7 protein-coding genes are annotated in these 4,559 nt (G+C 66.5%); 3 read left to right on the forward strand and 4 right to left on the reverse strand.

Features of this window, described 5'->3' with window-relative positions; all coding sequences use genetic code 11:
• Positions 1–838 (reverse strand): FAD-binding oxidoreductase (locus WAN71_RS28295; RefSeq protein ID WP_422228502.1); only part of this gene is annotated, 838 nt, incomplete at its 3' end.
• Positions 839–929: 91 nt separating this feature from the next.
• On the opposite strand from WAN71_RS28295, the gene WAN71_RS28300 reads away from it, so the two are divergent.
• Entirely contained in the window at positions 930–1,367 is a 438-nt protein-coding gene (locus WAN71_RS28300; protein WP_422228497.1) for an SRPBCC family protein, read from the forward strand.
• A gap of 13 nt (positions 1,368–1,380) precedes the next feature.
• On the opposite strand, the gene WAN71_RS28305 is transcribed toward WAN71_RS28300, so the two are convergent.
• Positions 1,381–2,115, reverse strand: a complete 735-nt coding sequence (locus WAN71_RS28305) for an Rv3717 family N-acetylmuramoyl-L-alanine amidase (protein WP_422228503.1) — start codon at positions 2,113–2,115, stop codon at positions 1,381–1,383.
• A 145-nt stretch (positions 2,116–2,260) separates the two neighbouring features.
• Between WAN71_RS28305 and WAN71_RS28310 the strand changes: the two genes are divergently transcribed.
• The gene (locus WAN71_RS28310; RefSeq protein ID WP_422228498.1) at positions 2,261–2,596 is read left to right on the forward strand and encodes a YbaB/EbfC family nucleoid-associated protein; all 336 of its coding nucleotides are present in this window, start codon (positions 2,261–2,263) and stop codon (positions 2,594–2,596) included.
• A gap of 1 nt (position 2,597) precedes the next feature.
• Positions 2,598–3,209, forward strand: a complete 612-nt coding sequence (recR, locus tag WAN71_RS28315) for a recombination mediator RecR (protein ID WP_422228499.1) — start codon at positions 2,598–2,600, stop codon at positions 3,207–3,209.
• A 189-nt stretch (positions 3,210–3,398) separates the two neighbouring features.
• On the opposite strand, the gene WAN71_RS28320 is transcribed toward recR, so the two are convergent.
• Together WAN71_RS28320 and WAN71_RS28325 are read right to left on the reverse strand one after the other, a co-directional pair.
• The gene (locus WAN71_RS28320; protein ID WP_422228500.1) at positions 3,399–4,103 is read right to left on the reverse strand and encodes a type 1 glutamine amidotransferase; all 705 of its coding nucleotides are present in this window, start codon (positions 4,101–4,103) and stop codon (positions 3,399–3,401) included.
• On the reverse strand, positions 4,096–4,559 hold a 464-nt coding region (locus WAN71_RS28325), incomplete at its 5' end, for a MurT ligase domain-containing protein (RefSeq protein WP_422228501.1). The genes WAN71_RS28320 and WAN71_RS28325, both read right to left, overlap by 8 nt.

The raw sequence follows: 4,559 nt of genomic DNA on the forward strand, positions 1-4,559 counted from the left end.
ATGACTGTGAGCACCAGAACCAATCGGTATCCCATCGCCACAAATAGTCGTGTGTCGTCAACCGGTCTTCTTTGACGCCGGCGCCGTGCTGGATGGAGCGGTAATAGATGTTTTGTCCGGTGTAGTCGCTGACCGGGCCGGGGGTGGCGGTACGCACACCGACGCACAAGTAGCTTTCGTCGGCGCCGAACACCACGCCGTCGAGATAGTCGACCGGCACACCGTCGAAACCACCGGTGTCGATGATGCGGTCCATCGCTGTCATCAGATCGGTCAGCGAGTTGAACCTCACGTGCCGCAGCGCCACGAATGGCTTGATTTGTTCCAGTTCGATGCGAAGCCTTGTCGAATAGCCCAGGGTGCCATAGGAATTCGGGAATGCGCGGTAGAGGTCGGGATGTTGCTGGGGTGAGGCGGTGAGCAATTCGCCGGCGCCGGTGAGAGTATCCATCTCCAGCACCGATTCGTGGGGTAGGCCGTTGCGGAACGAGGCCGATTCAATGCCCAGCCCGGTAACCGCCCCGCCCAGCGTGATCGTCTTCAGCTGGGGGACTACTAAGGGCGACAGGCCGTAAGGCAGGGTCGCGGCCACCAGATCCTCGTAAGTGCACATGCCGGCTACATCGGCGGTGCGAGCGTCAGGGTCGACCGAGATGACGTTCGTCAGGCCCGAGGTGTCCAGTCCGGGCGCGTCGCGCTTCGCGCGGGCGCGAAACAAATTGGAGGTGGGCTTGGCGAGTCGGACGGCTGCCGTCGCGGGAATCGATCGGTAGCTCGCCAACAACCGCTCGACGCCCGCCGCGTGAGCCGCCGGCGCGGATGCAGGGACAGGCACCAGATATACGCTAGTCCCCGATAGCAGCCCGCGCAGAAGCACCGCGCCCGCGCGTGGCGCCGGCCACAACCCCTGCGCAGAGGAGTTTCGCCTGATGGGACACGTCAGTGCCGCAAGCACCATCTTGATCAACGCTGAGCCCACAACCGTGCTGTCTGCCGTCGGTGACTACAGCGGAGTCCGCCCCAAAATCCTGTCTTCGCACTACCGCGACTACCAGGTGCTGGAAGGTGGACAGGGGCAGGGAACCGTCGCCAGCTGGAAGCTGCAAGCCACTAAATCCCGGGTTCGCGATGTCCGGGCGAACGTCGATGTCGCCGGCCACGCCGTCATCGAAAAGGACGCCAACTCGACGATGATCACCAACTGGACGGTGGCTCCCGCCGGGCCGGGTTCGAGCGTCACGGTCACGACCACCTGGGCAGGAGCCGGTGGCGTGAAAGGCTTCTTCGAGAAGACGTTCGCGCCGCTGGGGCTGAAAAGGATCCAAGGCGAGGTGCTGGCCAACCTGAAGAAGGAACTCGAGAGCTAGCGGGGCAATCGGCCTAGCGGGCCTGGCCTTGGCTGCCAAGGTAGCCGGCGATGCCCTTGACCACGGCGTCGGCGTACTTCTGCCTGCCTTCAGGCGACTCCATCAGCGCCGAGTCGACCGGATTCTTCATGTTGCCGCACTCGACCAGAACCGATGGATACTGCGCCAGGTTCAGCCCGGCCAGGTCCGCACGCCCGTACAGGCCGTCCTGGCCGATGTAGGTGGCCGGCGGGATACCCGACGCCCGCATTTGGTCGCGCATGATCCGGGCGAGCTGCACTGACGGGCCCGCCTGCACCTGGTTGAGCGGCGGCGCGGAGTAGTTGACGTGAAAACCCCGCCCGTTGGGCGGACCGCCGTCGGCGTGGATGCTGACGACCGCGTTCGGGTGCAACGCGTTGGCCATCTCGGCGCGCTGGTCGACGCAAGGGCCCACCGTACTGTCGTCGCCGCGCGACATCGCCGTTCGTGCCCCCAGCGCATTGAGTTCGGCGCGGATGCGCAACGTGGTGTCCCAGGTGAAGGTGTGCTCCGGATAGCCGTCGTTGGTCGAGGTCCCGCTGGCCTGGCAGTCCTTGGTGCCGCCGCGCCCGGTGGGCACCTGACGGCTGATCGATGCGTCGTTGGCGCCGTTGTGGCCGGGATCGAGGAACACGATCATGCCGGCGATGTTGCCGGGGGCTGCGGCGGCCTTCGGGGCCGTCGGCATCGGTGCGCCCACGACGACAGTCAGGACGCCGATGGCCATCCCGGCCCCGACACGCAGGCAGTGTGGTATGCGCACGGCGCCACGTTAGCCTGGCGCCGACTACGCTTAAGGCTTCGACCCGCCCATAAACCTTGGGTGAAACCGAGCCGAAACCAAGTCGAGACCAAGATGCAAGGGGACCATCATGCAACCCGGAGGCCCGCCCGACATGTCGGCGTTGCTTGCCCAGGCGCAGCAGATGCAGCAACAGCTGATGGCTGCCCAGCAGCGCCTCGCCAACACCGAGGTACACGGAAAGGCCGGTGGCGGCCTGGTCGAGGTCACCGTCAAGGGCAGCGGCGAGGTCGTTTCGGTGAAGATCGATCCCAAGGTCGTCGACCCAGGCGATGTCGAGACGCTGCAGGACCTGATCGTTGGCGCGCTCGCTGACGCCTCCAAGCAGGTCACCACCATGGCGCAGGAGCAACTGGGTCCGCTGGCCGGTGGGATGGGCAACGCGCTGGGCATCCCGGAGTCCTGACTTGTTTGAAGGGCCGGTCCAGGACCTGATCGACGAGCTCGGCAAGCTGCCGGGTATCGGGCCGAAGAGCGCGCAGCGCATCGCCTTTCATTTGTTGTCCGTCGAACCGCCTGACATCGACCGGCTCACCGCGGTGCTGGCCAAAGTCCGTGACGGCGTGCGGTTTTGCGCGGTGTGCGGCAACGTCTCCGACGACGAGCGGTGCCGCATCTGCGCCGACCCGCGCCGGGACGGTTCGCAGGTCTGCGTCGTCGAGGAGGCCAAGGACGTCCAGGCCGTCGAGCGCACCCGCGAATTTCGCGGCCGTTACCACGTTCTGGGTGGGGCATTGGATCCGCTGTCCGGAGTCGGTCCCGAGCAACTACGCATCCGCGAGCTGCTGAACCGGATCGGTCAACAGGTCGACGGTGTCGACATCACTGAGGTGATCATCGCCACCGACCCGAACACCGAAGGCGAGGCGACCGCCACCTACTTAGTAAGGATGTTGCGCGACATCCCCGGCCTGACCGTCACGCGGATCGCCTCCGGGCTGCCGATGGGCGGCGACCTGGAATTCGCCGACGAGCTGACCCTGGGCCGCGCGCTGACCGGCCGCCGCGCGATGGTCTGACAGGTCTCGCCCCGTCACACGGGTAACTCTGATACCGAGACGGACCCACTAGGTGATGCTGCAATTCGTCACCACCCGCGATATCACTGTCCCCGACGGTCGAGTGCTGATATCGCATGTGCGCTCAAAACGGAAAGGACACTATTCCCTGATTGAGTGACGCAGGAGGCTGGTGGGACCGAGAGCCGGTTAGGCCCGCAGCCGCTCGCGGCGCAACAAGTCCACTTCGGGCAGCTCCAGCGGCGCCAGCTCACCTACCGCTTTGCTCAGCAGCAGGTCGGCGAGCTGCGGATTGCGGGCCAAGCAAGGCCCGTGCATGTAGGTGGCGATCACGCTGCCCTGTACCGCACCGTCGAAGCCGTCGCCAGCGCGGTTGCCCGCACCCTTCTTCACGGCGCCCAGCGGCGACGCCGCATCACCGAGCACCGTGCCGCCGCGATGGTTCTCGAAACCGGTCAACGGCTGCGTCAACCCGGCCAGCAGCGGCGTGCTGACCACCTCCCCGATGGTGCGAGCCTGCTGCGGCGAGGTGGTCGCGTCGAGCAGACCCACGCCGTCAACCCGTTCGCCCGACGATGTCTCATACCAGTGGCCGAGCACCTGAATGGCCGCGCAGATCGCCAGCACCGGCGCGCCGCGGGCCGCCGCGCGCTGCAATCCCGGGTGGCGGACCAGATGCTTGGTTGCCAGCCGCTGCGCGTAGTCCTCGGCCCCGCCCAACGTGTACAAGTCGAGGCTGTCAGGCACCACGTCGGCCAGCGTGATCTCGACGATCTCGGCGGCGATGCCGCGCAGCCGCAGGCGTTGCCGGAGTACTGCGGCATTCCCGCCGTCACCGTAGGTGCCCATCACGTCGGGCAGCACCAGGCCGATCTGCACCGCGGAGTCAGCCATGACGAGCCAATCTGCGTTGCAACTGCAGGAACGCGGTGTAGTTGGCGACGACCTCGACGGGTCCTGGCGGGCACGACGCGATGGCCGCCAGCGTGTCGTGCACCAGGGTGTGGTCCACGCCGGCGTACCCCAACCGCACCGCGAGGTCAGTCCCGCGTTCGCCGGCGGCCACCACTGCCGTCTTTTCGAAATGCTCGAAGCGGACATCCCAGAGCCAGGACAGATCCTCGCCGTCGGGCACCTGCCCGTTGACCGAGATCACCACCCCGGCCGCGTCCTTGTCCACCATCGACAGCGCTTCCTGCCAGCCGGCGGGATTCTTGGCCAACAGCATCCGCACGGTGTGCGCGCCGACCTGAATGGTCCGGTACCGCCCGGCGACCTCGTCCACGCCGGCGTACCCCAACCGCACCGCGAGGTCAGTCCCGCGTTCGCCGGCGGCCACCACTGCCGTCT

This window comes from Mycobacterium sp., from assembly GCF_049280035.1.
GTDB lineage: Bacteria > Actinomycetota > Actinomycetes > Mycobacteriales > Mycobacteriaceae > Mycobacterium.